Origin of the sequence: Vibrio sp. OPT41, assembly GCF_015163595.1 — a bacterium.
GTDB classification, from domain to species: Bacteria; Pseudomonadota; Gammaproteobacteria; order Enterobacterales; family Vibrionaceae; genus Vibrio; species Vibrio alginolyticus.
In genome coordinates, this window is record NZ_JADDYH010000038.1 from 137,588 (window position 1) to 162,631 (window position 25,044).

A 25,044-nucleotide genomic window follows, 5' to 3' on the forward strand; every position below is an offset into this window, starting at 1 on the left:
AGTCACAAGATGCAAAAGTTTTTTGGAGTGCTCACTATCCTGGTGTGCGTCTTCGGTGGATATATGTGGGCCGGTGGTAGCTTAGGTGCTATCTGGCAGCCAGCCGAATTCCTTATCATTATTGGCGCCGCTGCTGGTTCTCTGATCATCGGTAATCCGCCTCATGTACTGAAAGAAATGCGTCGCCAAGTGCCAGCGACCATTAAAGGTCCAACAGAAGAGCATGAGTACTACATGGAATTAATGGCACTACTCAACAACTTGCTAGAGACAGCGAGAAACCGCGGATACAAGTTTCTGGATTCTCATATTGAGGCTCCGGAGCAAAGCTCTATGTTCCTCGCTTACCCGACGATCGCAGAAGATCATCGCCTAATTTCTTTCATTACTGACAATTTACGTTTAATGGCAATGGGACAGATGTCGCCTCATGAATTAGAGGGACTGCTAGAGCAAGAAATCGAAGCAATACAGAACGAAATGCTTTTACCTTCACGCTCACTACAGCGTACAGCTGAAGCACTACCTGGCTTCGGTATTCTTGCAGCAGTTGGTGGCATCATTATCACCATGCAAGCTATTGATGGCTCAATCGCTATGATTGGTTATCACGTTGCGGCAGCTCTCGTTGGTACATTCATTGGTATTTTCGGTTGTTACTGTGGCTTAGATCCACTAAGTAACGCCATGGCTCAGCGAGTAAAACGTAATATGACTGCTTTTGAGTGCGTTCGTGCAACCTTGGTTGCCTACGTAGCGAAAAAGCCGACATTGCTCGCCATTGACGCTGGTCGTAAACATATTCAGCTAGACATCAAACCAACATTCAACCAAATGGAGAAGTGGTTAGCTGAACAGGAGGGATAATGCAAAAACAAGAGCATGTAGTGTTCAAACGTGCCAAAGTATACAGCCATGATGAGTCGTCTCATGGCGGCGCGTGGAAAGTCGCGTTTGCTGACTTCATGATCGCCCTAATGGCGCTGTTTCTTGTACTTTGGGTTATGCAGGTGGTAGACAAAGAAGAGCGTAAAGCGATTGTTGCCCACTTGCATAGTTCAAGCGTATTCGACAAGAGTTACGGCAACCCATTTGATACGTCACAAAGTATTTCTCCTATCGACTTGGCACAGGACTCTTCTGTGCCAAGTAAACACAACTCCAACCATGTGGTAAGCTCTTACTTCAAAGGTGATGGGGATGGACCAGAAATTGATTCTTTGATTCCTGGTAACTTCGATACTCAAGAGCAACTTGCCGCACTAGCGAAAGTAATTGAGCAAATGACTGCCCAAATTAATGCGCAGGGAAATGTAAACGTCACGGTGACACCACAAGGTTTGCGTATCGTCCTTCAAGATGATTACAAACAGCATATGTTCAGCCGTGGTGGTGCAGAACTTACTCCTTTTTTTGAAGATTTACTGCTCGCACTAGCACCTGTATTTCATCGTGTTAATAACCCTCTGATCATCAGCGGACACACAGATGCAATTCCATTTAAAAAGCGTTTTGGTCGTCAATCTAACTGGGCGTTATCAGCCTCTCGAGCAGACGTAGCAAGAAATACGTTAGTTGAAGGCGGTATGCCGGATGATAGAGTAATGCAGGTAACGGGTATGTCAGATAGAGCGCTGCTTAATCCTGATGAGCCAGATTCTAGCGAAAACCGTCGTATTGAGCTGTTTGTTTTAACGACTCCTGCCGCTAAAGTGCTTGAGACCCTTTTTGGCAACCACCAAGAAAGCGAACTGCAAAAAGCGAAAGATAAGGCTGAATTCAACCAACCAGTCATTCGTCAAGAAGTCATCAATTACTCCGGCGATACCGCCACCAGCGAAGTAAAAATTCAAGAATTATAATCTTAAAAGGTCACCACTCTGATGGTGACCTCTCTAACCAAAGCCTTTGTTACTGTGACTTTTTAGTTGAGTTCTATATGCACATAACATCATCCGAAAAAAGAAAAAGCGACTTACTGAAGAAAGCCTTTTTATGGCTCATTGTCTTCGATTACCTTTTATTGGCGTTTTTCTTAACTCAGCTATCAAGTATGACATTAAACAGCGGAACCATGATCAGCTTGTTACTTGTAGTTTATAACGTCTTACTTGTTTCGCTATGTTTTCAACGAACCAACAAGCAGGACTCTTACATTATCTACCCTGTTTTGTCCGCAACGTTATTAGCATTTGTCTGCTTTCTTTACTTCTTTTTTTTAATTTAGCTCCCCGACTCGACCATTGATTTTACTTTTACTGCTTTTTCGAAGTGGTCGAGCTGATGAGTCTGAATCCACCACGTAGCCGCTTCCATCAACAGCTCTGGGTCGTCATTTTTATTAGCGAAAAACGCATAAAATGAGAGACCAACCAATTCACCTTTACTCGCGATCTTTTTGTCACAGACCTCTATAATTTTGTCTCTCAGCGAAGCTCTCATTTCTAATCCCTTAACCTAGTACATACTCACTAACCATACGGTTGAAAGAAATCAAATCAAACGAGCCTTTAATTTCAAAACGCACTCTTCCAACCTCACTCATGAAGAACTCGATTTCACAATCCAAATCAAAAGTACCAGAGGTCTCGATAGAAAATGCATTGATCTTACTGTAAGGCAAAGAAGTGTAATCCACTTTTGAGCCGGTAATCCCTTGCACATTTGCCGCTATCACTCGCTTGTTCGTAAACACCACTTGGTCACGAACTGTTTTAAAAGCAGCGAAAATAGTCTCACCATCAATCAAGAACTTAAGGAAGTCTTCTCTGGCATTAGAAACGTCAATCGGCTTAAGCTTAAATACAGAGGAATTGTCGAAATCAATCATAATTAATCCTTTGAGTGGGCGTTAGAACGAATTATCAACGTATCAGATAGCACCACTTTTGCCTACTCGCAACGCACGTTTCTGCTTGATTCGCCCAACAACAAAGCGTCACTCACTTCCACCCTTGCATCCATTGCTCAGAGTCTTTTAGGTCTTGCCAGTTCATCTCTCGGTCGCGTTTACTCATGACTGCCTCGATGACACATCTCACAACGTTACCATCTTCATCTAGTTCCATTTCCGTCACGACAAAATGCTTCTCTTTGTTTTTAGGTGAAATAGCCGTCCATTTACTGTGCAATAGTTTCTTAGGGTGGATTCTGTTCATCGCATTGTACCAATTTAACTACCATGTTGATGTATACGACTGAATACCAAGAGAGAATCAGATTTTGTTTTTGCAAACCGACAAAAGATAAAACCGCAAAAGAGATCACTCCCTTTCGCGGCCCTAACTACAACCCGACTAGGTCTTCTGACCATTCAATCGAGGGTTTAAGTACTGACTTTGGAGCAACTGTAGCCCTTTACCGACCAGAACAATCACTACCGCGCCAATCAGGACAGGCGTGAAGAGAAAACTCCATCCCTGCCCAGACGCCATGATCAAAATTGGATTTGCCCCCGCAGGTGGATGAGTGGTCTTCGTAATCAGCATCGCAGACACACCTAGCCCCGTCGCAATCGCGAGCGTGACCGGCGTGACGTCAACATACTGGCTAAACGCAATACCGATAGATGCCGTGATGAAGTGACCAATGATCACGTTTTTTGGTTGAGCGAGAGGGCTGCTAGGCACCCCAAACACCAGTACTGCGGTAGCACCAAATGGTGCCATCAGGAGTACAACCTCCGTCAGTGATACCTCAGCGTAGGACAATACGCCAATAGCCAACGTAGCGCCAAGCCCGGCAACCAACGATAAAATTAAATTATTCATAAACACCTCAAAGTAGACCGAATTGTCTACAAAATAAAATAGACAAATCTGTCTACCTTTGTCAATATGTGTTTATGGAACTTTTTGAGGACATAGTTATGAACAAAAAGAAACAGTTATTGATCGACACAGCTTTGTCACTGTTTTATAAACAAGGCATCAACTCTATTGGCATCAATGAAGTCCTCAATGTTTCCGGCGTGGCTAAACGCACGCTATATAACCATTTTGAGAGCAAAGAAGCACTTATCATCTCCGCATTAGAACAACGCCACGAAATATTTATGGAATGGTTGGAGGAAAAGCTTTCTTCAGCACAAACGTGCGCGGAAGTGATCGATCAGTTATTTACAGCACTCAACGGCTGGTTTCATGGCTCTGAAGAAAAGTTGGGCGAGTTTCGCGGTTGCTTTTTCATCAATACGTCCGCGGAATTCAGTGACGACAGTGGCGAGATCGCAACGTATTGCCGCTACCATAAGCAGCAAGTCAGAGAGCTAATTCAACGCTATCTCAAATCAGACAACGCTTCATTACTCGATGCCATTTGCTTCATGAAAGAGGGCGCGATCACTACCGCTTACATGACGAAAGAATACGACAACGTCACGAAGAAATGCGTGACCATTTTGCACAAGCTTTAATGCGTTCAGGTATAGTCATTTGCGGATTAAGTATTCAAACCAAAGGCACCAATCGGTGCCTTTCGTTTTAGTTAGTGAGTGTACTTACAGCTCGTGCTCGGTACGAGCAATGATATCGTCTTGAGCATCTGGTGATAGCGCGGTGAAGAAGGCTGAGTAGCCTGCAACTCGCACAACCAGATCACGATATTGTTCAGGGTTCTTCTTCGCTGCTAGCAAGGTCTCGCGAGAGACGATGTTGTACTGAACATGCCAGCCTTTGTGGTGGTTGAAGAAGGTGCGAATCAACATAGAAAGCTTGAGCTTGTCCCCTTCAGACTCAACTGCTGCCGGGCTTAACTTCTGGTTAAGCAGCACGCCACCAAGGATCTTATTCGCTTGAATCTTACCAACCGAGTTGTACACTGCCGTTGGACCTAAACGGTCTGAGCCAGATGATGGGCTTGCACCTTCTGCCAATGGCGTTTTCGCTTTACGACCATCTGGCGTTGCCATGGTTGAAGCACCGAATGGGACGTTTGCCGAGATACTTGATGTACCTGCGTAGTAACCGCCGCCAATTGGACCACGCCCATGACGCGTATTAACGAACTGCTCTAGCTCATCAATGTACACTTGGTAAGCGTCTGCCAATAGTTGGTCTACCGCGTCATCATCGTTACCGTATTTTGGTGCAAAGTTGATAAGACGTTGGCGAAGCTGTTCGTTCTCCATGCCATCGAAATCTTCTGCCAATGCTTTTGCTAGCTGTTGTTGTGAGATAAGGGGCTGAGTGATTTGCGCATCATCGAAAACAAGGTGCTTGATGGCAGCTAGGCTGTTACCCAAGTTCGCGATACCGACTTGCAAACCAGATACCCAATCGTATTTCGCGCCACCTTCTTTCACGGTTTTACCGCGAGCCAAACAGTCATCCACCAGCGTTGAACAGAAAATGTCTTGAGCTTGCTGTTCAAGTACGCTGTCGACTACAGTATCAATCTCAATCGATTTACGGGTGTAGTAGCGGATTTGCTCTGCCCAAGAAGCGGTCACTTGCTCAAAGTTCTCAAAGTTGCCTTTTGCTAATGACTTATCGTGTGGCAAGAAAGCTTTACCCGTTGTTGCATCCACACCTTCGTTCAATGAAGCTAGCAAGATACGGGCGAAGTTAATGAAGCTCATGCCCGTACAACGGTAACCCCATTTGCCCGGAACTGCGGTCTCGATACAGCCGATAGATGCGTAGTTGTAAGCGTCTTCTTTCTCTACACCAAGCTTGATGAATTCAGGAATAACAATCTCATCGTTGTTGAACGCTGGCATACCAAATCCGCATTTAATCACTTCAATACAGCCCATTAAGAACTCTTGGTTTAAACCTTCATGGTAACGCACACTCAAGTTAGGTTGCGTCGAACGTAACTGACCACAAGATTCCAAAATCACCCAAGAAAGTGGATTCACTGCATCTTCAGGCTCACCCTTTTCATTCAACTTCTGACCGCCGATACACACGTTTTGATACAGCGGAGAACCTGCGGAGGCTTTAGAGTGCGCACCAGAGCGAATCTTGTTAACTTCAAGCAACTTCAACCAACAGCTTTGTAAAAGCTCTAGTGCAAAGTCTTTTTCAATCGCGCCGTTTTCGATATCACGAACATAAAACTCGTTGAGGAATTGGTCCATACGACCGAAAGAAACCGAGTGACCATTCGATTCGATTTGTAGCATCAACTGAACGAAATAGCTCAACTGCAGTGCTTGCCAGAAGTTTTCTGGTGCGTGGCTCGCGACATGACGACAGTTTGCCGCAATGCTTTCTAACTCAGCTTTGCGCAGCGGGCGTGTCTCTTCTAGCGCCATTTTTGACGCCAATTCAGCGTAGCTCACTATGTGATCTTGAATCGCAAGCAGTACGATTTCGACCGATTTGTAGAACTGCTCTTTCTTCAAGCCTTCAAAGGTCGAAACATCATTGTTAGCACGGTGCTGACGAACATCCTCTAACAAACCGTTCATGCCTAGCTTCAAGATTTTCTCGTTGTCCACCGCAAGGTGCGCGTCACCCGAAGTCATGTTGCCTTCGGCTTTAATGATGGTGCTGGCTAAGATTTCTTGCTGCTCATCAGTGAACAAGCCATAACAACGGTCTTGAACGGTTTTACCGCGCCAGTACGGCGTGATACTGTGGATGCTTTGTTTATCTTCTTCGGTGACAGCAAAGCCAGCACCTGGTCGGTCGGCTAGCTCATCAATTTCCGCTTCAATCCAACGTACAGTGTATTCTGGGAACATAGGCGCAGCGCGCACTTTGCTCGCTTGGTTACCGACGATCAATTCATCGTGTTTAATCCAAATCGTACGAGTGCGTAAGTGCTCTTGCAGTGCTAGCGCACGTTGGACAATCACAGGTTTGTCTTCGTTTGCTTGATAAGCACGAGTGTATGCCTCTGCACGCTCGGTACAGACAGGTGGCGTTACGATATTTACCAGTGCCGATTTGTGCGCTTTGATACGCTCAGGAAGGTAATTCAGGTCCATAGTTAACCTCTTACAATCACGTTAAGTTGGGTGTTTTCGCTTGCGTATTGCATGGCGCTTTCTAGCAGTTCTGGTTTGTTTAATGGCTTGTCAGAACACTCGTAAGGCATATCGAGCAAGCGGTATTTATTGATGCCGAGCGTGTGGTACGGCAGCAAGTGAAGTTCTTGGCAGCTTTCTAGTGAAGCCGCAAAATCGATGATGTCTTTCAACTCTTCGATGGTGTCATTGAACCCCGGCACCACTGGAACGCGAATCACAATGCGTTTCGCGATAGGTGCCAGTTTTCGGAAATTGTCTTTGATGCGTTTTAGTGAACCTTTCGCCCAGCTAAGAAACTTTTCTTCATCGGTGTGTTTTAAATCCGCCAACCAACAATCGATATGCGGCGCGGCTTTTTCGACGTTCTTCCACGGCACATGCATGCACGATTCAATCGCAGTCGAGACTTGGTTGTCATGCAGACGCTGTGCGAGTTCTGCCACCAAATCCGCTTGCATGAGTGGCTCACCACCGGAGAATGTCACGCCACCTTGGCTTTGGTCATAGAAAGGTTTGTCTTTCATTAAGGTGTCGAACAACATGTCTGATTTCGCCTCTTCACCGCAGACAGTCAGTGCTTGCGTAGGACAGACGTCTCGCAGCGCGATCAGTTGGTCTTCTTTGATGGCTTTGCGATTGATGATGATCTGGTTGTCGATACGTTGAATACCATCGCTCACCGTTTCACTACCCGCCGTGGTTTGAGTTGTAGCTTGATAAGCAGAAACGCACAGCTGGCAATCTTCCATGCAGCTTCGCTGATCAAAAAGCAGTGAATGCTTTTCGCTGCGGCTTTCTGGGTTTTGACACCAAGGGCAAGACAAGCTGCATCCTTTAAGAAAAAGAATGGAACGAATGCCATCGCCATCATGGGTAGAGAATCGTTGAATATTGAAATACATCTCTGCTTGCCTCTTGGTCTGTGCTACCGCTTTTACTTAATTCGTTTCTTTTTGTGCTGGTTAAGTCTTATGAACGGCTTTTCTTTGTTCGAACTGAAAGCTTCATTTGAGCATTTACAAGTTTCACTTAACTTTCATTTAATGAAATTATTATAGTTTCAAATGAAATTTCAATTGATCAAAATCAAGATCTCGTTCGATTGTCAGATCTATAGTGATCCCATCATCAAAACGAAGATTTTGTTTAAGGTAGAAACCATGATTGAACTTTATTTAGATACTGCTGATGTGGCAGAAGTAAAACGCTTTAACCAATGCCTACCGCTAAAAGGCGTGACGACAAACCCAAGCATTTTGGCGAAGTCAAAACAGGGACTGAATGAAACCCTAGCAGGCATGCAAGAAGCACTTGGCGGTACACCTCGCTTTCACGCTCAAGTCGTGAGTTCAACCGTCGAAGGTATGCTGGCAGAAGCGCGCCAACTGAATGAATTGCCTTACGATATGGTGGTAAAAGTGCCAGCAACAGAAACAGGCTTAGCTGCAATTAAGCTAATGAAAAAAGAGGGAATTCAGGTTCTTGCTACCGCTATCTATTCAGCTCAACAAGGTTTCCTAGCGGCACTGTGCGGTGCTGACTACCTAGCACCTTACGTAAACCGCATTGATGCGATGAACGGCAACGGTGTTGAAGTGGTCGCGGATCTTCAATTGTTGCTCGATCAAAACCAACTACCAGCGAAGATTTTGGCAGCCAGCTTCAAGAACACTCAACAAGCGATGGAGGTGATGAAACTGGGTATCGAAGCCATTACATTACCAACCGATGTGGCGGCACAAATGTTCGCTCACCCAGCAGTAAAACCTGCGGTTGAACAGTTCGATAAAGACTGGAAAGAGGCGTTCGGCGATAAACTTTCATTTGAAAGCTAATTAAAAGTAGCAGCGAGATGTCTTAGTTAGGGTCTATTGAACTTTCACGGTTAAATTTTGTTCGAGATAAAAGCGTTTTAATCGCGGCGAGAGGTTTGCCGCCTAGTCATTCTAAGCAATTACCTCTCAACAAAGAGTAAAACGCTTTTAGCCGAACCCTTCGGGTAGCGTTTGTGGTTCATTTATACTTCATTACCGGCTTATCAGTTACACCAACTACATTTCAAATGTCTCTGCCTCATATAAATTACCCACAAATAGCTGCAAAAATCAGCTTGAAAGCTCAATAGACCCTATTAATAAAGGGAGTCTTAACTCACCCTGTGCGCCGGTGAGTTTAAGATTCCCTTGTGTCTTTCATATAAAGAGGCGATGTTTACAGCAGTTCTCTGTTGGTCAGTGACCAAAGGTACACGCGCTTGAGTAAACTGATTTTGATCCTTTTACGAATACCTCGTTTGGAATTGCGGAATCGGTCTGGCAGCACAATGGCTTTCATCTCGGTCTTCATTTCTTTTCTATCCACCAACACAGTAGACCTCCGATGCAGTAAGCCAGCAGATCTTTCCAATCAAATGTGGCGCCCAAAATCACTGCCAGAGGCGATGAAGGTTCGATACCAAGCCAAGCTGCGACCTGAAGCAATTGCCCCAACTCGACGGCAAACGCAATCAACACCACCAATGAAACCAGCCAGTTAACGGGCATAGAGAACATACTTGCAAGAAAGTAGTAGAGCCAAACTACAACGAGAACATCACCAAATGTCGGACGAATAAAGCTGTCTCGAACATAGAGTGCGATAACGACCAATGCGATAAAACACACCAAACTTTTCAGTCCATTTTTTGCAGAAAATCGCAGGTGGATAGCGGATGTCTCTTCCACCATATCACTTGGCTGACCAGTGAGAGTTTCTCGCTTAAACGTCTTCATGATTCGCCTTTGCACTTTCTTCCGCTTTCTTATTTCGTGCGTACCAGTCGATGTTGCGTGTAATGACCATAGTGAAACTCAAAATCGCGAAACACAGTAATGCCCCCATGACCAATGCGTAGCTTTCTGCTTGTAGCAAGCCAAACAGTAATCCGTAGAGAGTGAGCAAACACGCTCCGAAGATCGCGCCGTGTTTGGTGTTGCTCAACATACCGCTCACGTAAACACTTAAAAGCCCCGTCGATGCGACTGCTGACACCACATATGCCCAGTTAAAGCCGAGGTGTTCACTCATCGAAATCAGCAATAGATAGAAAAGCGCTAAAGCCAGACCAATAAAGCCGTATTGTACTGGGTGAACCGGACGCGCTTGGAACAGCTCCAGTAAGAAGAAACTCGCAAATACTAATGTGATAACCAACAGTGAATAGTTCACAGCTCGGTGAGATTTCAAATAGTGGTCCACGGGATCAATCAAATCTACGCCCATTTGTCGCTGTTCAAGCTCGTGACAAGCGTGATTCGATGACAAACAGCTTTGGAACAGCTGCGCAATATTGGTAGAGAAGTTGTTGCTCGCCCACTGTGCGTTAAATCCATCTTCAGATACTTCTGATGACACCGGTAAGTAATCACCGATAAAGCTTGGATGCGCCCAAGTTGAAGAGAGTTCAACCGTTGTTTGACTGCCAATTGGTGTGACTTGAAGCTGTCCCATCCCTTGTAGCAAGAAGTTAAGATCGAAAGCCAAAGGTTGTGCTGGGTTTAGGTCTGCAAGTGTCAGATCACTGTGGAAGCCTTGTGGTAACTGATTTAACCCCGTTCCCGGTGCGACTTCGATGTTAGCACTCTCCATGGTCATGTCATCCAAACGAATTAATCCGCGGCTATCTTCAATGCCAACCACTAGGCTCATGTTGTCAATATCAAGCCCCTGCAACGCCGCGAGATCGTCTGCATCGAAAGTGCCTTTCAGTGCCACTTGTGCTTTGTATAAACGCGCACGGTATATGCCTCGGTACTTTTCAAAACTGTCCAGATTCGCGCTCATATCAAAAGTGCTAGGTAAAAGAAATTTACGACGCTCTTTAATCTGTACTTTGTCATCTCGGTAACTGGTTTCGGTGTAGTTAACCATGATGAATGGACCAATGATGCGCTGCTCGCCGCTGCTGCTGCGTGCGATGTCGTTTCTGACTTCATCTTGGCGATATGAGCGCTCTGAGATCAGCCCTGTGACCATTGAAAGCGGGATTTGCAATAAGACAAACAAAAACAGCACGAAGGCGAACTTCGTGCCGAGTTGGTTATTGAGGATCTTTTTCATGTTTCATTCTCCATTTGCTGATGGGAGTAATCTAAATCAGCAATTTGGAGAACGAATGGAGCTAATGTGGAGTTTCTATGGAGTTGGTAAAATCAGGGTCACTTTCACGCCAGAATCGACGTTTTCGACTTGCAACTGACCTTTGTGCAGCTTGATCACTTGCTCAACAAAATTAAGCCCGAGCCCAGTGCTCTTAACGCCATTTTCCCGAGCGAGGGAATAAAAGCGCTCGGTCAAACGAGGCATCGCATAGTCAGGAATGTGAGGACCTGAATTGAAAATCGACAAGCATACCTTCTCTTTCGTGACCTCAGCTTTCCATTCAATGCATCCCTCTGAATCAACAAAATCCAGCGCATTGTCCATCAGGTTAAAAACGGCTTGTTTCAGTAAGAAGGCATCACCAAGCACGGCTTGGTGGTCATCAATTTGGATGTTGGCAATCACCGACTTAGCACTCAAGCGCGCATCCGCCGATTCAAGCACTTCATTGACCATTTGTTTTAGCGAGATAGCTTCGACTTGTTCTAGCTCAGGGCGCTTTTCAAGACGAGCAAGTTCTAGCAACTTATCAATCAATGACTGCATGCGGTCGCTTTCTCGCTCAATGTTGCCAGCAAAGCGCGCGACCTTTTCTTCAGGCAACGGCATTTGCAATATTTCACTCGCGCCTTTAATCGCTGATAACGGGCTTTTCAGCTCATGAGTCAGCGTCTGTACGTACTCTTCCACATATTGTTTACCATCGAGCTGATTGCGCATTTTCTCTAATGCGTCGCTTAGCGTGCCGTACTCATAAAAGATACGAAATGTCGGCTTAGAGACCTTTTCACCCTCACCCATTTTGGTCGCGTAGTCTTCTAGCTTGTTCAGTGCCGAGTGAATTCGCCAAGCAAACAATGCCCCTGCCAATAGCACTAAACCACTCATCCATACCATCCAAAACAGCACATTGCGTTTAGAAAGATCGATGAAGGGCTGTACGGAGCGATTGGATTTTGCCACCGTCACGCTGCCAATGATTTCGCCTTTGTGGTAAATGGGCGCAGCAACATGCATAACGGTTGAGAGCGGATCTTTCGGGTCTTCGATGGTACTGCGCGCGCCGTATTGACCACGCAACGTGAGATACACATCGTTCCATTGCGAGTAGTCTTTGCCTACGTCTTGCTGCCAAGAATCCGCAATCACAATGCCTTGTTTATCGGTGATGTAAATTCGATGGTTAATCGCTTTTTTGCCAATTTCCCAAATGCGCGCTTGGGGTTCTCGCTGCCCATAAGCCGCTAGTAGTTTGGAGAAGCGACTCTCAGACAACTTTCCGTTCGCAACATCTTCTTCTGCCAATACCGCGAGCAAGTTCGCCATATCCACCAGCGTCTCTTCAGTGGTTTGACGCACGGTTGGCTTGAGTTCTAGGACGACCGTTTTGCTCACCATGTAAGCCGTCATCCCGACTAAGATGAAGTAGAGAAAAAACAGTCTGAGTCCAAGCGGGATCTTCGGCCAGCGATTCATCATTCACCTTTAATGCAGTAAAAGTAACCAAAGCCACGTTTGGTACAGATGCGTTCAGACATCTCAAACGGCTTCAACTTATGGCGAATGGCTTTGATGTGGGTATCGATATTACGCTCGTATGCAGCTTCCGGCGCCATGTCAGCAGCGACCATAAGTTGCTCTCGGCTCAATACATTGGAAGAGACAGAAATCAGTTTATCGAGGATTTTGAACTCCACCGCGGTCAGCCCAAGCATTTGCCCGCCAACACCGTAGTCGAAGTTCTGCGCAACTAAATCATGGTTCAATGGAGGTTGTTCTGGAACAGCTACAGGCTCCGGTTTGTGCTCCATCATTGGCGCTTTAGCTTTGATTCTAAGTTTAATGCGCGCCAGCATTTCTCGCGGGCTAAATGGCTTAGTCACGTAATCATCTGCACCAATCTCCAAGCCCACTACGCGGTCAATTTCATCGCTTCTTGCGGTGAGAAAGATAATGGGAATATCAGAAAACTCACGGATGATTTTGCATAATTCAAAACCATTGCCATCCGGTAAGCCTACGTCTAAGACAAGTAACGCTGCGGAGTTGTGCTGCAAAAAAGCTAAGCCCTCTCCTGCTGTTGCCAACCACTCTGCGTGGTAGCCATCCATCTCTAATACATGAATCAGGTTCTCTGCGATAGCAGATTCATCCTCGATAATAAGGACGGTGGGTTGTTCGCTCAATGTCTTAGCCTCATTGACGGTGTTTATCTTTATGTTGGTATTATCACTTAATTTGGGGCCAAGGCTAGTGGATTGATGCAGCAAAGGCGCAGTTCGTGGATAATACTAATCAAACACACTTCTATTCAGCATAATAAATTTATCACTTAGATTAATGAGTCACCACAATTGTGAATACAATGATTTCAACCATTGATATGAACAGCGTTCATTTTAAACTCAAGTTATCAATTCGATTTTATTTAAAGGACAGTCACTGATGAAAAGAGCGCTAATCCCCCTGGCTTTACTGACTTTGCTCTCAGGTTGCGCCAGCATGTCTCCGGATGAGTGCAAAACGGCAAACTGGTACAACGTAGGTTATCAAGATGGCCGAGACGGCAACGATCCAAACATTATCAATAGCTATACCGAAGACTGTGGTGAAGCGGGTGTGACACCCGACCGAGCGAAATGGAAAGAAGGCTTTGATAAAGGCACTATCCAATATTGCTCACCAGACAATGGGTACACTGTCGGTATCGAAGGCAAAGAATATTACGGTGTATGCAGCAGCAAAGAGTTTATTGAGAACTACCAGTTGGGTCATCAAGAATATCAACGCCAGCAACGCATCCAACAAATCGATACTGAAATCTCGGTCATCGATAATCAGCTTGATGGCAATCCAGACAAAGATAATGCCAAGAGACTGAAAGAGAAGAGAAAGCGATTGGCTGACGAGCGTTCAAGCCTCCTATCGCCAACCATCAACTTGAATCTGAATTTCTAAATCGATTGGATTTAGCTTCTAAAAATTCATGGCCCTAGCTCAGTTCTAGGGTCATGAATTGACTGTTCGGATCGAGTTCGTAATCCCCGAACGGCTCGCAGTACACAAAGCCATGCTTTTCATACAACAGGCGCGCTGGTTTAAAAAACTCCATCGAGCCCGTTTCTAAACTCAAGCGCTGCAAACCTTTTTGCTTCGCTTGCTCAATCACATGAATCAATAATTGAGATGCCACACCTTGGTTTCTTGCCGTAGGCGTGGTGCGCATGGATTTCAGCTCCGCGTGTTGGTCATCCAACTCTTTAATCGCCGCACACCCAAGCAGTTGCTCACCTTTCCATCCGGTCCAAAACGTCACTTCTGGCGCTTTGAGCTTATCTAAATCTAACGCATGCACGCTTTCTGGTGGTGACGTGGCGTACATGTCCTGTAAATGTCCTTCCAACAGCGCTATCACTTGCGGCCGTTCTAAATTGTCGATTTCAATCCTCATCTTTCCATCCTTGGCTTTTAACTATCTAAGTCACCTTAAGTATATGTTTTAAAATTAAATGTCCATCCCAAAACTCAAAGATACCTAGGTTTGTACAAAACTAAGGCGATTGAATAATAGAAAAGCCCCAGCACAGATATCAAAACATCATGTGTTGGAGCTTCATTTGCATTTCTATGTAAGCCTATTCGTAAAGTTCTGGCGTACTTTGTAACTGCTCACTAAATTTGAAAATATCGTCAATCGAGTCGATTGGATGGCGGGTTTCTGTTTTAGCTTCATCAAAGAGGCCAATGTACTTTTGTTTGGTATTGAACCAAAGGCGACATAATGGCTTCCGATTGTTGTCATCAAGCAGGATACCAAAATAACTTTGCGTATCACGGGCGCACACTCGCTGTACATCAACTTGTTGTCGCAATATCGCCTTAACTACATTAAAACCCTCGATCTCTTCATCTGTCGTTTGAACTTTGGGTTTATCTTGAGCAGGTTCGACGGATTCTTCAAAGGTGTTAACGCTATCGTCTACCTTGATCGGTGCTTTATCATCTCCACCAATTGCAGATTTCAATCGAGCATTAATGCTGTCGTTCAAGAATTGTTTTAGGGCCTTCGTTGTAATATCCATGAACTGTGCTTTGACTTTTGCGGTTTGGACGCCATCGTACACTTTTGAAGTAAAGAATTTTACAAACTCCTCTTCAGGGTTCTGAAACTGTTCATGAAGTGCTTTTTTAATTTGATTGAGGTACTTGAGTTCACCGGCAGCATCAACTACAGACTCAACATCAAAAGAAGACTTTGTAAGCTTTTTCACTTCGGGAATTACGTGCTCATCAAGATTGGCAAGATCCAAAGTCAAAAACGGCTTTTCATCCATTTTATTTGGAGCGTCTAAGTCCGTAAAAAACTGATATTCAGATCCATTAGTTAAAATCGCAATACGTGCATTGGTTACTGAAAAATACCGAAACAATTGATTAGCATGTTTAGTGGCCAATGGCTCACCAAATTTTTTACACTCGATAAGAATTTGTACAACCCCATCTTTAATGAGCGCGTAATCTACTTTTTCTCCCTTCTTCGTAGCAATGTCAGCAGTAAACTCAGGGATAACCTCATTTGGATTAAAGACATCATAACCTAATACAGAGTGCAAAAATGGCATTACTAATGCGTTTTTTGTTGCTTCTTCTGTAGCTAAACTCGCTGATACTTGGGGAATTTTTTTGGAAAGAGCTTGAACTCGTTCTATAAAATCCATAATACACTCCATCATATTGTTCATTTAAACACTTAAAGTTTATATGACACTGGTATCTTAAAATGTTGTGTAGTTAAAAGTTTGAATGCCATATGCAAACACTTACCCAACAGCGAACTTAAAGCGGCTGCCTCATAATGTGCTGCGGTCCAACTGGGCCTCCGTGGTAAAGCTCATTGGTATCTTCAAACCCTGATTTTAAATAGCACTGATAAGCAGGTATGTTGCGGCAATTCACAGTGAGATAAAGCGCATCAAACTCGGGATAATGGCGTTTGGCGAAATCGGCAAACTGTTGAATGGCTTGCTTGGCGATGCCTTTGCCTTGATGACGGTGATCCACCAGCAAAGCCCGCACGCCTAAACTGTTTTCCGGGCAAAAATCGTATTTCTCACTGTAAGCTGCATCAAATAGAAAAAAGCCAACCACATCATCGTCTGTCAAAATCAGATGCGGAAGTTCTGTAGGTTCAAGACGCGTAAGCATTTCACCCACATCCGCGACCGTAAACTGCGATTGCTCTTCTAGCACGCTAAGTTCGCAAGTTTGTTCATGTCGCTCAGGCGAATACTTTTCAATAGTAATCATAATCTTCCTTGTTGTTTTTATGCTCAATTCATACAGGGTATGTCGTAAATAGAAATACCTAGTGTCGTATTTCCCACTCGCAGGCAAACGTTTAGCACTCTATTATCCTCGCCATTCGATAGAGAGGTTTCCATGTCCCGTTTTTTACTTTGTAGTTTTGCACTCGTTTTACTCTACCCTACTGCCATTGATTTGTATCTTGTTGGTTTGCCTCAAATTGCGTCAGATTTCAACGCCAGTGAGTCTCAGTTGCATATTGCGTTTTCGATCTATTTAGCTGGCATGGCTACCACCATGTTATTCGCGGGGAAAATTGCAGACTCTGTGGGACGAAAGCCTGTTGCCGTCGTCGGCGCGATGATCTTCGTGCTCGCGTCTTTTCTCGGCGGGATGGCTGAGCAACCAAACACTTTCTTGATTGCTCGCTTTTGCCAAGGCATCGGGGCTGGATCTTGCTATGTCGTCGCATTCGCGATTTTACGCGACACGTTAGACGATGAACGCCGCGCGAAAGTATTGTCGATGCTCAATGGCATCACCTGTATCATTCCAGTGATCGCACCCGTGATTGGTCACTTGATTATGCTGAAATTTCCTTGGCCGAGTTTGTTTACCACGATGGCAGGAATGGGCATTCTCGTCAGTGTATTGGCCATTTTTGTTCTCAAGGAATCACTACCCAGCCAACAAGGTGAAGAACAGACAACGCCAGAGAGCCATCAAGAGACGTTCTTCGAGCGATTTTTTATCAGTAGGCTGATCATTACTGCACTTGGAGTGACCACCATCCTGACCTTTGTTAACGCTTCACCAATTGTTGTGATGAGTATGCTTGGTTTTGATCGCGGTGGCTATTCTTCCATCATGGCGGGGACTGCGACGATCAGTATGTTGATTTCGTTCTCGGCGCCATTGGCATTGGGGATTTTCAAGCAGCGAACCTTAATGATGAGCTCTCAAGTATTGCTCGTTTGTTCAGCCATCGTGCTCAGTGCAGCCCATTTCCATGATGGACAACCTTTTTACTATGTGTTCGGACTTGGGCTGATTTGCGCAGGCTTCGCTTGTGGCTTTGGCGTGGCCATGAGCCAAGCGCTCAGCCCATTCTCTCAACAAGCTGGCGTGGCAAGCTCGTTACTGGGCATTGCTCAAGTTTGTAGTTCCGCGTTCTATATTTGGTTTATGGGTTTCATCGGCGTTACTGCACTGAATATGTTGGTGTTTATCTTAGTGCTAGGTAGCGTAATCAGCCTTGCTCTAATACTATTGATTCCAAAGCCTGTTCACGATACCCATTATGAAGAAATCCCTAGCGCGACTTGATTTAAACTTACTGTTCACTCTGCAATTATTGTTGCAAGAGCAAAGCGTCTCGAAAACCTCGAAAAAGCTGAACGTTACGCCCTCTACCGTAAGTAAGTCGCTCAACAAACTTCGTCATTGGTTCGATGATCCTTTGTTTGTCAAAACACCTAAAGGTCTTGCGCCAACGCCTTTGGCGCAAAGCATGGAGCAAGATCTTGCAGAATGGCTGCAAATTGGCAGCCAGATTGCAGAAAAACGCAGCGATATTACGCCTAAAGGAGTGCGTTTTGATATCACGATTGAGTCGCCATTAGTGCTCACAGTGCTGGACAGACTCATCGTCGCTATCCACCAGCGATACCCTGAAGCGAAAGTAAAAACCAGTAACTGGGATTACGATTCACTCGACGCCATCATTCGGGGCGAGGCGGATATCGGTTTTACCGGCCGAGAAAGTCACCCTAGATCGAAAGAGTCGTTGGATCTTCTGCCTTATTTCTTGGATTTTGAGATTCTATTTTATGACCTGCCGATGGTGTATTTACATAAAGATCATCCGGCATTACAGCAAGAGTGGAATCTCGAGACCTTTCTGAGCTACCAACACATCAATATTGTTTGGGAAAAAAGTGAAACTTGGGCGTTGGATGAAGTATTAACGGAACTAGGGCTACAGCGCTCTATCGGGCTGACGATGTCCAACTTTGAGCAATCTCTTTTTATGGCAGCGCAGCCGACGCATGACATGATCACCACCGCGCCGCACTATTGCAAAAGTTACACAGAAAAGCTGCATCTCGATTTGGTGTGCTTGCCAATTCCATTAGACCAAGCTCAACAAGACAAGTTACTGATTCCATTTACCATGATTTGGCATAAACGAAATGCGTACAATCCAAAATTGCTATGGTTGAAAAACACCATTAAGTCATTGTACAAACAACCTTCCCAACCACAGTAACACTTGGGCTAAGGTCAGGTTTTCTCTGGTTATTTTTAATGACTTTCTTGCTCTGATAGCTATAACTAATCACTTTATCAACTAATAAAAATGTTCTTTTGGATCTACACTAGCTGTTCATTTACACGCTAAGGGCCAAGGATGTCGACCTTTTTACTCACTGCTATTGCAATGCTGGCGTTCGCCGCCAATTCATTATTGTGCCGACTTGCCTTGGCCGAAGGGTTAATTGATGCAGGAAGCTTCACTCTCGTTCGATTGATATCTGGCGCGATTACCTTAATCGCAATGCTTGTCGTGAGAGGTCAGTGGAAAACCGATCGGCCAACTTCTCGCTTTCGCTTTTTTGCTGGCGTGGCGTTATTTGGTTACGCTGCCCTTTTCTCTTTCGCGTACTTACAACTGGCGACAGGAACCGGTGCTTTGCTTTTGTTTGGTGCCGTGCAACTTACATTACTGGCGATCTATTGGTTGCAAGGTGAGCGTTTTCAGTTTCTCGAAATCATCGGTATCGGTCTTTCAATTGTTGGATTTGTTTGGTTGATGTTGCCATCTGCCACTCGCCCCGATATTAGCTCTGCACTTCTTATGTTGATTTCTGGCGTTTGTTGGGCTGCGTTTACTGCGCTCGGTAAACAAGCGCCTTCTCCAAGTAGTGGCATCACGTGGGGATTCATCGCTGCATCAATAATTGGCGTGCTCCTTTCGCCATTAATCTTGTCCTCAATCCAACTTTCTTTGAGCGGAATGTTGCTCGCTATCGCATCTGGTGCCATTGCCTCTGGCCTTGGTTATACACTTTGGTACCAAGTCGTGCGTAAGCTCTCTTTACTTCAAGCCGCCGTCAGCCAACTTTCCGTGCCAGCCATTGCTTTGCTACTCGGCAGCATCGTACTCCACGAGCCTCTTTCACTGCATATTCTTTTAACCAGCGGCATCATTCTTGGTGGGATCGCTTTGGTTTTTTTATCTCGATCCAAAAAAACAAACGAACAATCGGCAAGCCGATAAAAAGTAATAACTTTCCCTCTCAAATACCCATTCATCATCTATGCTTTTTAAAGCAGTAAAGCTCATTGCAGATGGTACAAGTGGTCTGCTTTGGTACCAGGCGAAGAATATAAGGTGAGAATTGGCTCACACAATGCAACGATTTTGTTTCAAAAATGAGAATCGTCACAGATCGCGAATTTGCTCGTTTTAGGCGTTTCGCCAATAACGCCAAGGGCTAGCACGAGATCAAGCCAAATACGCACTTTTTGTTTTGACAAAGGGTTTACAAAGCACACTTTTTCACCCGCTATATTCCGCCCCCCGAATTTATTCAGAACAAGATTCTGATTATTCATATAAGAAATTCATCAACTTATAACGATAAGCCTGAGCAAACTTTGACACTATGAACGACAAAATAAAATTCGCTATTAAAGTATCGCTTAGCCTGACTCTGGCTTATCTGATCCCGTTTGCCATGGGTTGGCCGCAAGCATCGACGGCCGCAACCACAGTGATGCTGATTGCATCCACAGGCAGTCGTCGTGAATCACTCGCCAAAGGTACCTTACGCGTGTTTGGTACGTTGGTTGGCGCCGTCGTTGGCTTGTTACTGGTGGGATTGTTTGCTCAAGACCGCTTGTTGTACATGCTGAGCGTGTCGGTTGTGGTCTCATTCATTTTTTACTTCCGTAATGCCTATCAAAAAGATCCTACGCTACTCATGCTGACCGGTGTGATGACTTTGATGATGTCCAATGGCGGTGACGCAGAAGGTGCGTTCCTTTATGGCGTTGACCGCGCCTATATGACGGTGTTTGGGGTGGTGGTTTACACACTCGTGGGGACTTTCTTATTCCCGACCAAAACAGAACAAAACCTAAGACAGCTCATCGAACAACTCAACCAAGCACAACGCGCGTTGTTCACCGCTATCTTGCAAAATTTCGAGCAAAAATCGGCAGGGCAAATCTCTCCTCAAGAAGGCGGAGAAGAAAATCCAGAAACGGAAGAGCCACAACCTCCTAGCGTGGACACTCTCATCGAACAGATGTTTGCCGCTCAAAATGCGCTCGAACAGCGTTTTGCCACGGTCAGTGTGGAATGCAGTGACGTGTCGGCCTACATGAAAGAGTGGCGCTTGGCAGTTCATTTGAACAAGCAGGTAACGCAACAATTGACCGTCGCGGCGCACAGCCACTTTAGCCACCAGCAAGACCGTGAAAGCATCAGCAACTTTGATCAAGCCGTGGCGGAAATTGACGCGCTATTTGATACCTGCCAACAAGTCTGGGACGAAAAAGAACCCGCTTATCGTGCTCAGGAATTCAAAGTCAAATACAACCAAGCGTTGCTAGAAAACGCAGCGCACCTAGAGAAAGGCTCTGCGCTTACGCTTGGTCACCTATTGGAACTGATGCATCAAAACTTGTCGCGTTTAGCGGAGAGCATTAGCTGTATTGACTCTGTGACGAACAATGTCTCCTTTGACGTGCCGCTGCCGAAACCGAAAGGCAAGTTTCTATGGTGGGACGCAGAAAACTTTAAAACCGCGGTCAAAACCTTTGTCACTTATTGGGTTGCAGGACTGATTTGGATTTATTTCAATCCACCAGGCGGCTACTCGTTCGTGGTCTTCTCGACCATGTTTATGTCTTTGCTGTCGTTCGTGCCTGTGCACCCGATTTTGTTGCTAGTGCTTTTCACTTTCGGCTTCTTGTTCGCGGTGCCTTCTTACGTCTTCATTCTTCCGCAATTGGATCTCGGGTTAGAGCTTGGCCTGTTTATCTTTATCTACACCTTTATCGGTTTTTATCTGTTTAACGGGCCAGTGACGATTTTCTATATGATTGGCTTGTTTGTTCTCGGTTTAGACAACAACATGTTTTATCACTTCGGGATCCTCATGACGATCATGCTGTTGTTCTACATGGTGGTGTTCATGATTATTTTCGCGCACTACTTCCCGTTTAGCTCACGACCAGAACACCTCTTTTTGACCATAAAAGAACGCTACTTCCGACATACCCGAGAGCTGTTCACTACCTATCAACAGCAGTCTAGCTCGGTTATTACGCCGCTCAAACGGGCCTTACACTTGGTGACGCTCAATGTCTCATCGAAAAAGCTCAAAGTCTGGGGTTCGAAAATCAACCACAAACACTTTGATAAAACCACGCCAGAAGCGATTGGCGCGTTTAGCAAAGCGTGTGATGTACTCAGTAATCACATCAACATCTTAATGGCCGCCGAGAAAAAGTTGATGACCAATCCACTAATTACTCAGCTTCGCCAACAGCACCGCGATTCCATCATTCCTTTGATGGCGGGCGCTTTAGCCAGCCATCAAGCAACACAAGAACTCGACTCCGTATTCGACCAATACAGTCAAGATTACCAAACATTCGAAGATAAACTGGAAGATTTTTTTAGTGAGTTGGATTTATCTGACTACGCTTATTCAGAGATAGCCGGTTTTTATATCTTGCTGAATTTAAAACGGAACGTGTTCGAAGCAATCAAGCATTGCAAGCAAACCTACGAGGATATCGATTGGGTGAACTTACAACAGAAGCGTTTTTAAAGGTGGGGATATGATGCTTCCAAAACTAACCAAACCAAGCCTCGCCATACTTTCTTTGCTCGGACTCAGTGCGTGTACCACGGTAGGACCAGATTATGTTCATCCAAAGCAGGCGCCACTGCCAAGTGACTGGTCGGTGCAAAAAGCAGCAGCCAAAGATACGCAGCAATCAGAGCAACAGCTACAACAATGGTGGCAGCAATTTAATGACTCAACTCTTAATCAGCTGGTTGAGTTGGCGAGCAAACAAAACCTCGATTTAGAAGCCGCAGGGCTACGAATTGTTCAAGCACGTTCATTCCTTGGTATTTCGACTGGCTTGCAATACCCACAAGTTCAAACCGTGTCAGGAAACCTAGCGCGTGCCTACGTAAATGATCAGGGCGTGAATAACGCCACTTTGTCGTTTGATGCTGCTTGGGAAATGGATGTTTGGGGCAAGTATGCTCGCGGAATTGAGTCGGCAGAAGCGGGTTACTACGCATCCATCGCATCGTATCACGACATCATGGTCACCATAACCGCCGAAGTGGCGCGCAATTACATCAACTATCGCACATTCCAAGAACGTATTTTGCTGTCTCGCCGCAATATCGAGATTCAAGAGCGTGTCGTCCGCATTACACAGGTGCAGTTCGACTCTGGCAACGTTACAGAATTGGACGTTCAACAAGCTAAAAACCAACTCTACACCACCAAAGCAGCGCTACCGAGCCTCGAAGTGGCAATGAAGCAATCACGTACTGTGTTGGCTTTGCTACTGGGTCTGTTACCAGAAGAAGTAGATGGACTGCTACAGTCGGATGAGATGCACAAGCAAATCGCTGAGTACGAAGCCCAGTTCAAATCAACGGGCAGAAAATCGGCGCTATCGGGCACCGACGAGCGCTCCATTGTGCCACGTCCACCGCTTTTGGATACGCAAGTGGATGCTAACTTAGTGATGCGACGTCCGGATTTGCAAGTCTCTGAGATGCAAGCTCGCGCGCAAAGTGCGCAGATTGGCGTGGCAGAAACCGCTCTGTACCCAAGCTTTTCGTTGTTCGGTTCCATCGGTATCGACAGTACGGTTCCCGATGGCAGCAGTTTCAGTTTTAGCGATTCGCTCACCATGGTGGTTGGCCCAACGTTCAGTTGGAACATTTTCCAATACGGACGCGTGAAAAATAACATTCGTTTCGAAGATGCTCGCTTCCAAGAAACGCTGACGAACTACAACAAAAAGGTACTGCAAGCCGTTAATGAAGTCACCAATGCAATCGAAGCATATGAACTGTATTTGCAGCAAAAAGATTTACGCTTGCAATCGGTCAACTCTTCCATTCGTGCGTTCAACATATCCATGACACAGTACGAAAACGGACAAATTTCATTCGAACGTCTGCTTAACTCGGTAGAAAAAATGACCCGCGCAGAAGACAGCTACGCAACGATCAAAGGTAATGTTGCGAACCAAGTTGTCGCGCTCTACAAAGCCCTCGGTGGAGGCTGGCAAACCCAAACAGGCAAACCTTTCATCAGTGAATCGATTGCCACGCAGATGACAGAGCGCACTGACTGGGGAAGTTATTTAAATGAAGAAAACCGCGTATTGCCGCCTTTGCCTATCGAAACACCGACGGAAAACGGCGATAAGAACAAAACGGAGGATCTCTAATGCCTCATGAACTTTCTTGGGGAGACGTTTACTTTTCTCCTACGCTACTCGTGCTCTTTCTCGCCGTCACGGCCACGTGGATAACGGTGATGATATTGAACAAGACACGTTTGTCTCGCTTCATCGCTTTTCCGTCTCTGACGTTTATTGCCATCATGGTCGGTTATGTGGTGGCCATCGACAGCTTTTATATTCAATTTTAGGTGCCAAACAAGATGAAAAAACTATTAGTAATCGCACTCAATCTTGTCATTCTTGGTGGCGCAGCTTGGCTCGGCTATCAAAAGTTTGAGGAATACTTTAATAACCCATGGACACGAGATGGGCAAGTGCGTGCTAACGTCATCAAAGTGGCTCCTCGCGTATCAGGCCCAATTGTAAATGTCGCGGTGCAAGACAACCAAGAAGTAAAAACGGGGGATTTACTGTTTGAAATCGACCCTGCGACTTACCAGGTTGCGTTATCTCAAGCCGAAGTAGCACTGGAGCGCTCCATTGTTAGCTCTCGCGGTAAAAAAATCGAATATGACCGCTTAAAAGACATTCGTGCCAAAGACCGTGGCGCGGTTTCTCACAAGGATCTGATTCGTCGTGAAATCGCTTACGAAGAGTCGCTACTGCAAATCAAATCTGCAGAAGAGCAACTAAAATCAGCACGCCTTAATCTCAGCTTTACCAAAGTTTATGCGACCGTCGATGGTTTTGTATCTAACCTCGATATTAGAAACGGTACGCAAGCGGTCGCAAACCAACCACTGCTCGCACTGATCGACAAAAACAGCTTTTGGGTATTTGGTTTCTTCCGTGAAAACCAACTTGCGCAAATCGAACCTGGCAGCAAAGCGCGTGTCACTTTGATGTCTCACCCAGACACGCCAATTGACGCGACGGTTGACTCGATTGGTTGGGGTATTGCGCCCAAAGACGGCACGGTCGGCTACAACCTTCTTCCAAACGTAAACCCTGTTTTTCAGTGGATTCGCTTAGCACAACGTATTCCGGTGCGAATCTCCCTACAAGAACTTCCTGAAGATGTTGATCTTCGATTCGGGCTTTCTGCGTCCATCATGGTGATGAAAGAGTCATCCGCAGAAAGTGAACAATAACTAAGTGAGAAG

General features: G+C 45.5%; 26 protein-coding genes. 13 read left to right on the top strand and 13 right to left on the bottom strand.

Going from position 1 to position 25,044, the window contains the following annotated elements:
* Positions 1 to 9 precede the first annotated feature (9 nt).
* From motA to IQP38_RS26490, 3 genes are all read left to right on the top strand, one after another.
* The gene (gene motA / locus IQP38_RS16770; RefSeq protein WP_005375006.1) at positions 10 to 867 is read left to right on the top strand and encodes a flagellar motor stator protein MotA; all 858 of its coding nucleotides are present in this window, start codon (positions 10 to 12) and stop codon (positions 865 to 867) included.
* A complete protein-coding gene (locus tag IQP38_RS16775; protein WP_005375003.1) occupies positions 867 to 1,862 on the top strand; it encodes a flagellar motor protein MotB in 996 nt (331 codons plus the stop codon). The genes motA and IQP38_RS16775 overlap by 1 nt, the downstream gene beginning before the upstream one ends.
* A gap of 77 nt (positions 1,863 to 1,939) precedes the next feature.
* On the top strand, positions 1,940 to 2,227 hold the full coding sequence (locus tag IQP38_RS26490) for a hypothetical protein (protein WP_005375002.1): 288 nt from the start codon (positions 1,940 to 1,942) through the stop codon (positions 2,225 to 2,227).
* Here IQP38_RS26490 and IQP38_RS16780 read toward each other — a convergent pair.
* The 4 genes from IQP38_RS16780 to IQP38_RS16795 all read right to left on the bottom strand — a co-directional run bounded on the left by IQP38_RS16780 (position 2,224) and on the right by IQP38_RS16795 (position 3,770).
* Complete coding sequence (locus tag IQP38_RS16780) at positions 2,224 to 2,442, bottom strand: DUF6500 family protein (RefSeq protein ID WP_005375001.1); 219 nt, start codon at positions 2,440 to 2,442, stop codon at positions 2,224 to 2,226. The two genes, IQP38_RS26490 and IQP38_RS16780, sit on opposite strands and share 4 nt — an antisense overlap.
* A 10-nt stretch (positions 2,443 to 2,452) precedes the next feature.
* A complete protein-coding gene (locus IQP38_RS16785) occupies positions 2,453 to 2,830 on the bottom strand; it encodes a PH domain-containing protein (protein ID WP_005386881.1) in 378 nt (125 codons plus the stop codon).
* Positions 2,831 to 2,942: 112 nt separating this feature from the next.
* Positions 2,943 to 3,158, bottom strand: a complete 216-nt coding sequence (locus IQP38_RS16790; protein WP_005374999.1) for a TIGR02450 family Trp-rich protein — start codon at positions 3,156 to 3,158, stop codon at positions 2,943 to 2,945.
* Between the two features lie 138 nt (positions 3,159 to 3,296).
* Complete coding sequence (locus IQP38_RS16795) at positions 3,297 to 3,770, bottom strand: HPP family protein (protein ID WP_005374998.1); 474 nt, start codon at positions 3,768 to 3,770, stop codon at positions 3,297 to 3,299.
* Positions 3,771 to 3,868: 98 nt separating this feature from the next.
* Between IQP38_RS16795 and IQP38_RS16800 the strand changes: the two genes are divergently transcribed.
* Entirely contained in the window at positions 3,869 to 4,414 is a 546-nt protein-coding gene (locus IQP38_RS16800) for a TetR/AcrR family transcriptional regulator (RefSeq protein ID WP_017634429.1), read from the top strand.
* Positions 4,415 to 4,498: 84 nt separating this feature from the next.
* Here the strand turns inward: IQP38_RS16800 and IQP38_RS16805 are convergent, their stop codons facing one another.
* A complete protein-coding gene (locus IQP38_RS16805; RefSeq protein WP_193837777.1) occupies positions 4,499 to 6,937 on the bottom strand; it encodes a formate C-acetyltransferase/glycerol dehydratase family glycyl radical enzyme in 2,439 nt (812 codons plus the stop codon).
* Between the two features lie 2 nt (positions 6,938 to 6,939).
* Positions 6,940 to 7,881, bottom strand: a complete 942-nt coding sequence (locus IQP38_RS16810) for a glycyl-radical enzyme activating protein (RefSeq protein WP_158173242.1) — start codon at positions 7,879 to 7,881, stop codon at positions 6,940 to 6,942.
* Between the two features lie 258 nt (positions 7,882 to 8,139).
* Between IQP38_RS16810 and IQP38_RS16815 the strand changes: the two genes are divergently transcribed.
* Complete coding sequence (locus IQP38_RS16815) at positions 8,140 to 8,814, top strand: fructose-6-phosphate aldolase (protein WP_193837778.1); 675 nt, start codon at positions 8,140 to 8,142, stop codon at positions 8,812 to 8,814.
* A gap of 507 nt (positions 8,815 to 9,321) precedes the next feature.
* Here the strand turns inward: IQP38_RS16815 and IQP38_RS16820 are convergent.
* The 4 genes from IQP38_RS16820 to IQP38_RS16835 all read right to left on the bottom strand — a co-directional run bounded on the left by IQP38_RS16820 (position 9,322) and on the right by IQP38_RS16835 (position 13,305).
* Positions 9,322 to 9,750, bottom strand: a complete 429-nt coding sequence (locus tag IQP38_RS16820) for a DUF2809 domain-containing protein (protein ID WP_193837779.1) — start codon at positions 9,748 to 9,750, stop codon at positions 9,322 to 9,324.
* Complete coding sequence (gene creD, locus IQP38_RS16825) at positions 9,737 to 11,077, bottom strand: cell envelope integrity protein CreD (RefSeq protein ID WP_193837780.1); 1,341 nt, start codon at positions 11,075 to 11,077, stop codon at positions 9,737 to 9,739. Before creD ends, IQP38_RS16820 begins: the two co-directional genes overlap by 14 nt.
* Positions 11,078 to 11,152: 75 nt before the next feature.
* Entirely contained in the window at positions 11,153 to 12,595 is a 1,443-nt protein-coding gene (gene creC, locus IQP38_RS16830; protein ID WP_193837844.1) for a two-component system sensor histidine kinase CreC, read from the bottom strand.
* Positions 12,595 to 13,305, bottom strand: a complete 711-nt coding sequence (locus tag IQP38_RS16835; RefSeq protein ID WP_193837781.1) for a response regulator — start codon at positions 13,303 to 13,305, stop codon at positions 12,595 to 12,597. The genes creC and IQP38_RS16835 overlap by 1 nt, the downstream gene beginning before the upstream one ends.
* A gap of 259 nt (positions 13,306 to 13,564) precedes the next feature.
* On the opposite strand from IQP38_RS16835, the gene IQP38_RS16840 reads away from it, so the two are divergent.
* Complete coding sequence (locus tag IQP38_RS16840; protein WP_005374970.1) at positions 13,565 to 14,077, top strand: DUF2799 domain-containing protein; 513 nt, start codon at positions 13,565 to 13,567, stop codon at positions 14,075 to 14,077.
* 34 nt (positions 14,078 to 14,111) lie between these two features.
* Here the strand turns inward: IQP38_RS16840 and IQP38_RS16845 are convergent, their stop codons facing one another.
* The 3 genes from IQP38_RS16845 to IQP38_RS16855 form a co-directional block, all read right to left on the bottom strand.
* Positions 14,112 to 14,570, bottom strand: a complete 459-nt coding sequence (locus IQP38_RS16845; protein ID WP_005386911.1) for a GNAT family N-acetyltransferase — start codon at positions 14,568 to 14,570, stop codon at positions 14,112 to 14,114.
* A 184-nt stretch (positions 14,571 to 14,754) separates the two neighbouring features.
* Positions 14,755 to 15,837, bottom strand: a complete 1,083-nt coding sequence (locus IQP38_RS16850; protein WP_053303885.1) for a type I restriction endonuclease — start codon at positions 15,835 to 15,837, stop codon at positions 14,755 to 14,757.
* A 118-nt stretch (positions 15,838 to 15,955) separates the two neighbouring features.
* The gene (locus IQP38_RS16855; RefSeq protein WP_033906687.1) at positions 15,956 to 16,426 is read right to left on the bottom strand and encodes a GNAT family N-acetyltransferase; all 471 of its coding nucleotides are present in this window, start codon (positions 16,424 to 16,426) and stop codon (positions 15,956 to 15,958) included.
* 132 nt (positions 16,427 to 16,558) lie between these two features.
* Here IQP38_RS16855 and IQP38_RS16860 point away from each other — a divergent pair, with 132 nt between their 5' ends.
* The 7 genes from IQP38_RS16860 (at position 16,559) to IQP38_RS16890 (ending at position 25,032) form a co-directional block, all read left to right on the top strand.
* Positions 16,559 to 17,749, top strand: coding sequence for an MFS transporter (locus IQP38_RS16860; RefSeq protein ID WP_193837782.1), 1,191 nt, complete (start codon positions 16,559 to 16,561; stop codon positions 17,747 to 17,749).
* On the top strand, positions 17,724 to 18,692 hold the full coding sequence (gene yidZ / locus IQP38_RS16865) for an HTH-type transcriptional regulator YidZ (protein ID WP_054579373.1): 969 nt from the start codon (positions 17,724 to 17,726) through the stop codon (positions 18,690 to 18,692). The genes IQP38_RS16860 and yidZ overlap by 26 nt, the downstream gene beginning before the upstream one ends.
* 141 nt (positions 18,693 to 18,833) lie before the next feature.
* Positions 18,834 to 19,703 (top strand): DMT family transporter, encoded by an 870-nt coding sequence (locus tag IQP38_RS16870; RefSeq protein ID WP_065275499.1) that lies wholly within the window; start codon positions 18,834 to 18,836, stop codon positions 19,701 to 19,703.
* Between the two features lie 388 nt (positions 19,704 to 20,091).
* Entirely contained in the window at positions 20,092 to 22,269 is a 2,178-nt protein-coding gene (locus tag IQP38_RS16875; RefSeq protein WP_193837783.1) for an FUSC family protein, read from the top strand.
* Between the two features lie 10 nt (positions 22,270 to 22,279).
* Positions 22,280 to 23,926: a TolC family protein gene (locus tag IQP38_RS16880; protein WP_193837784.1), complete on the top strand. Its 1,647-nt coding sequence runs from the start codon at positions 22,280 to 22,282 to the stop codon at positions 23,924 to 23,926.
* Positions 23,926 to 24,129, top strand: a complete 204-nt coding sequence (locus IQP38_RS16885) for a DUF1656 domain-containing protein (RefSeq protein ID WP_005374946.1) — start codon at positions 23,926 to 23,928, stop codon at positions 24,127 to 24,129. Before IQP38_RS16880 ends, IQP38_RS16885 begins: the two co-directional genes overlap by 1 nt.
* A gap of 12 nt (positions 24,130 to 24,141) precedes the next feature.
* Positions 24,142 to 25,032 carry an HlyD family secretion protein gene (locus IQP38_RS16890; RefSeq protein WP_054576589.1) on the top strand — a complete coding sequence of 297 codons (891 nt, stop codon included), beginning with the start codon at positions 24,142 to 24,144 and terminating at the stop codon, positions 25,030 to 25,032.
* Positions 25,033 to 25,044: the final 12 nt, after the last annotated feature.

Bases quoted from the DNA above. Each gene is read 5' to 3' on its own strand.
- yidZ (WP_054579373.1), top strand. From the start codon at position 17,724: ATGAAGAAATCCCTAGCGCGACTTGATTTAAACTTACTGTTCACTCTG.
- IQP38_RS16775 (WP_005375003.1), top strand. From the start codon at position 867: ATGCAAAAACAAGAGCATGTAGTGTTCAAACGTGCCAAAGTATACAGC.
- IQP38_RS16890 (WP_054576589.1), top strand. From the start codon at position 24,142: ATGAAAAAACTATTAGTAATCGCACTCAATCTTGTCATTCTTGGTGGC.
- IQP38_RS16810 (WP_158173242.1), bottom strand. From the start codon at position 7,881: ATGTATTTCAATATTCAACGATTCTCTACCCATGATGGCGATGGCATT.
- IQP38_RS16820 (WP_193837779.1), bottom strand. From the start codon at position 9,750: ATGAAGACGTTTAAGCGAGAAACTCTCACTGGTCAGCCAAGTGATATG.
- IQP38_RS16805 (WP_193837777.1), bottom strand. From the start codon at position 6,937: ATGGACCTGAATTACCTTCCTGAGCGTATCAAAGCGCACAAATCGGCA.
- IQP38_RS16880 (WP_193837784.1), top strand. From the start codon at position 22,280: ATGATGCTTCCAAAACTAACCAAACCAAGCCTCGCCATACTTTCTTTG.
- IQP38_RS26490 (WP_005375002.1), top strand. From the start codon at position 1,940: ATGCACATAACATCATCCGAAAAAAGAAAAAGCGACTTACTGAAGAAA.
- IQP38_RS16785 (WP_005386881.1), bottom strand. From the start codon at position 2,830: ATGATTGATTTCGACAATTCCTCTGTATTTAAGCTTAAGCCGATTGAC.
- IQP38_RS16875 (WP_193837783.1), top strand. From the start codon at position 20,092: ATGAACGACAAAATAAAATTCGCTATTAAAGTATCGCTTAGCCTGACT.
- creC (WP_193837844.1), bottom strand. From the start codon at position 12,595: ATGAATCGCTGGCCGAAGATCCCGCTTGGACTCAGACTGTTTTTTCTC.
- IQP38_RS16870 (WP_065275499.1), top strand. From the start codon at position 18,834: ATGTCGACCTTTTTACTCACTGCTATTGCAATGCTGGCGTTCGCCGCC.
- motA (WP_005375006.1), top strand. From the start codon at position 10: ATGCAAAAGTTTTTTGGAGTGCTCACTATCCTGGTGTGCGTCTTCGGT.
- IQP38_RS16850 (WP_053303885.1), bottom strand. From the start codon at position 15,837: ATGGATTTTATAGAACGAGTTCAAGCTCTTTCCAAAAAAATTCCCCAA.
- IQP38_RS16840 (WP_005374970.1), top strand. From the start codon at position 13,565: ATGAAAAGAGCGCTAATCCCCCTGGCTTTACTGACTTTGCTCTCAGGT.
- IQP38_RS16885 (WP_005374946.1), top strand. From the start codon at position 23,926: ATGCCTCATGAACTTTCTTGGGGAGACGTTTACTTTTCTCCTACGCTA.
- IQP38_RS16790 (WP_005374999.1), bottom strand. From the start codon at position 3,158: ATGAACAGAATCCACCCTAAGAAACTATTGCACAGTAAATGGACGGCT.
- IQP38_RS16860 (WP_193837782.1), top strand. From the start codon at position 16,559: ATGTCCCGTTTTTTACTTTGTAGTTTTGCACTCGTTTTACTCTACCCT.
- IQP38_RS16800 (WP_017634429.1), top strand. From the start codon at position 3,869: ATGAACAAAAAGAAACAGTTATTGATCGACACAGCTTTGTCACTGTTT.
- IQP38_RS16845 (WP_005386911.1), bottom strand. From the start codon at position 14,570: ATGAGGATTGAAATCGACAATTTAGAACGGCCGCAAGTGATAGCGCTG.
- creD (WP_193837780.1), bottom strand. From the start codon at position 11,077: ATGAAAAAGATCCTCAATAACCAACTCGGCACGAAGTTCGCCTTCGTG.
- IQP38_RS16815 (WP_193837778.1), top strand. From the start codon at position 8,140: ATGATTGAACTTTATTTAGATACTGCTGATGTGGCAGAAGTAAAACGC.
- IQP38_RS16780 (WP_005375001.1), bottom strand. From the start codon at position 2,442: ATGAGAGCTTCGCTGAGAGACAAAATTATAGAGGTCTGTGACAAAAAG.
- IQP38_RS16795 (WP_005374998.1), bottom strand. From the start codon at position 3,770: ATGAATAATTTAATTTTATCGTTGGTTGCCGGGCTTGGCGCTACGTTG.
- IQP38_RS16855 (WP_033906687.1), bottom strand. From the start codon at position 16,426: ATGATTACTATTGAAAAGTATTCGCCTGAGCGACATGAACAAACTTGC.